Source organism: Qipengyuania pacifica (assembly GCF_019857205.1).
GTDB lineage: Bacteria > Pseudomonadota > Alphaproteobacteria > Sphingomonadales > Sphingomonadaceae > Qipengyuania > Qipengyuania pacifica.
This window is the reverse complement of sequence record NZ_JAHWXO010000033.1, coordinates 1-2,559: the sequence shown is the minus strand read 5'-3', so window position 1 is coordinate 2,559 and position 2,559 is coordinate 1. Positions and strand designations below refer to the sequence as shown.

The window sequence follows — 2,559 nt, the reverse complement described above, 5'->3', positions numbered from 1 at the left end:
CTGGCAAACCAGTAGGCGAAGGCCGCGACGCCCAAGGCACCTGCATGGGTCGCCATGTGGATACCATCGGCTAGAAGCGCCATCGATCCGGTCCACAGGCCAGCGACGATTTCGACCACCATCATCGCGGCGGTCAAGGCAACGACATAACGCGTGCGCCGCTCATGGGCGTCGTGCGAGGCGCTCAGGAAGTTGTGATCATGGGCGAGCGGATTGGAGTCGGCGTGATGCATGCGAGGCTGATACCCCGAGATGCCCTTCCAAGAAATCCCCTCTCCAACCGAAAAGGCAATCGACGACGATTGTCTGTGATGATCGCCGCAGCTAACCGATGGTAGAAATGCTGCGGCGACCAACAGGCTATTATCCCTTAGTCTTGGATCGGGACGTGACGGTCCTGCGATCGACCACGGTGATCCGGCGCGTCTTGGCGTCGATCACCAGTCGTTCGGTGACGCCATTGCCCGGAAAGGCGACAACATAACGCGGATTGAGCGAGAGCATCTGCTCGTTGCGCTTGAACCCGGCGCGGGCACCAAGACGACGATCGAGCGAAAAGGTCAGCTGCTGGACTTCGCGGCGCTCGGCCCAGCTTGCTGCCAGACGATCGGCACCCTTGCCGTCGCCGCCATGGACCAGGAAGAGATCGGGAACCGCATCGCGAACCTTGTCGAGCGTAGCCCAGATAGTGTCGGCATAGACGCGCGCGTCCTCAGCGTTGTCGAAGCTCTGGCGACCACCGGCAAAGACGACCGGAGTTCCTTCAGGGATCAGGGCGTGGCGCCGGTTCTCTGCGCGAGCGCGGAGGAAATCGCGGGCATCGATTACGGCCGAAGTGAGGTTGCGCGAATGGCTGGTCCGCGAGCCCGAAACGGGCTTCCATGACGAACCGGTCTCGTCGCGGTACAGCGCTGCGGCTGCCTCGCGCATCTGCTCGAAGGCCAGCATGCTGGCTTCGGCGGCCTGTGCACGCTCGACCTGCTCTTCCAGATTGCTCGAATGCACTTCGGAGCCGTCGGCCGATGCGAGCAGGACCCGGATCTCGTCGCTGGCCCGGTCAAGCTGAGCCGACTTGCGGCTGGCTGCGCGGTGGAAGAGATTGACCATGCCCCATGCAATATCCTCGGCGTCGGCCTCCAGGGCCGTATCGGAAAACATCGCGAAAAGGTCGGACCAGACTGCGGCGAGGATCTGCTCAATCGCGTCCTCGCAAGGAAAGTCGGTGGCGTGGAAGGGGGCTGGCCTGATGCTGAGCCCTGAAAGGTCGAGGCCGCTCAATTGGTCGATGAAGCTGTCGTACATGGGGTGTCTCCTGATCGCGGGGACAAGGAGAGGAGGCACCATTGCCTCGGCCCTGTCCGCCGGAGCCCGATCAGGGCCTGGGAAAGGGGCGTGACGCACCGCGTAGCGGGAAACCTGCGGCCCTAGGCTGGCGCGGGTAACACGGGCCGACGGGCCGCAGGTTGCGGCGCGCCCCGACCGGCCCAAGGGCCTCTCCCGGCGGAGAGGGATGAGGCAGGATCAGGACCCGGTGTCGCAGTTGGATCGGGAGCGCTCGAAGATCGCTTCGCCATTCGAGAACCGACCGACCATGCGCAGCTCACCGAACAGGTCGATGAACCTACCCGAGACCTGGCCAAGCCAGTGCCGTGCTCTCGCCGTTCGTGGGTTGTAGAAATCTGCCTCCCAGTACCGGGCATCGTCGCGCTCGGTGAGCCAGATCGCCGCGAGCCCGCAATAGGTCGATATGCCGCAATCGGCGAAGGCATTGCGCAGGAGGATACGATCTTCGCGGCCGCGCCATCCATCGAAGCGTTCGAAGGAAGGAAAGGTCGCCTTCGCAGTATCGATGACCTCGTCGACGAGGCACTCATAAACCCAGTCCGTGTCATCCTCTTCGCCGACATCGAGCAGGCGAAAGGCTACCACGGAGCCGGTCGGAGAGCTGACGGAACGTCCCATCTCACTACTCCTTAGGCTGCATCGGCGAGATCGATGTCGGCCTCGCTTTCACGGGATTGATGACCTCCAAGTTCGAGCAACAGGCTGGCAGCTTCTTCGGCCTTGGCCGCGGCGGTCAGGATCGCGCGCTCGTCCGATTTGAGGATCTTGAGCCAGGACGCGATGTAACTGGCGTGATGGTCGAGGTGGGTGACCGGAAGGCCCAATTCGGCTCCAAGGATTGCCGAGGAAAGTTCGGCAATCAGTTCTTCGGCGGCATAGGCCTCGCTGCCGAAGCGGTTCTTGAGATCGCGGTCGAGCCGTGAAGAATGCCCCGTCCAGTGCGACAGCTCATGTGCAAGCGTCGCGTAGTAGTGGTCGTAGGCTTCGAAGAGTTCTACTGGCGGCATCGTGACCCGGTCACGCAGCGGCTCGTAATAGGCCTGCGCGCCATGGTGGCGCAGGTCTGCGCCAACTTGACCGAAGAAGGCATCGAGCCGGTCTTCGCGTCCTTCGGGCTCCAGCGCGGCAATGAGTGGTTCGGGATGATAGAATGCAGGGAGGCCGTCGCACTGGTCGGCATTGAACACGGCATAGGCCTTGAGGACGCGCCGGCTT

At 62.9% G+C, this 2,559-nt stretch carries 4 protein-coding genes; all 4 read right to left on the bottom strand.

Annotated elements, in window-relative coordinates; translation table 11 throughout:
* A partial coding sequence (locus KYK83_RS16980) for a cation efflux transmembrane domain-containing protein (protein WP_222829084.1) occupies positions 1-233 on the bottom strand: 233 nt, incomplete at its 3' end.
* 130 nt (positions 234-363) lie between these two features.
* Positions 364-1,302, bottom strand: a complete 939-nt coding sequence (locus KYK83_RS16975; RefSeq protein ID WP_219150568.1) for a DUF2493 domain-containing protein — start codon at positions 1,300-1,302, stop codon at positions 364-366.
* Between the two features lie 219 nt (positions 1,303-1,521).
* A complete protein-coding gene (locus KYK83_RS16970) occupies positions 1,522-1,962 on the bottom strand; it encodes a hypothetical protein (protein ID WP_222829083.1) in 441 nt (146 codons plus the stop codon).
* A gap of 11 nt (positions 1,963-1,973) precedes the next feature.
* Positions 1,974-2,559, bottom strand: a 586-nt coding sequence (locus tag KYK83_RS16965; RefSeq protein WP_248284546.1) for an ArdC family protein, incomplete at its 5' end; no start/stop codon positions are given.

What these genes read in the sequence shown, in the direction of transcription:
- KYK83_RS16970 (WP_222829083.1), bottom strand. Translation starts at nt 1,962, where the DNA reads ATGGGACGTTCCGTCAGCTCTCCGACCGGCTCCGTGGTAGCCTTTCGC.
- KYK83_RS16975 (WP_219150568.1), bottom strand. Translation starts at nt 1,302, where the DNA reads ATGTACGACAGCTTCATCGACCAATTGAGCGGCCTCGACCTTTCAGGG.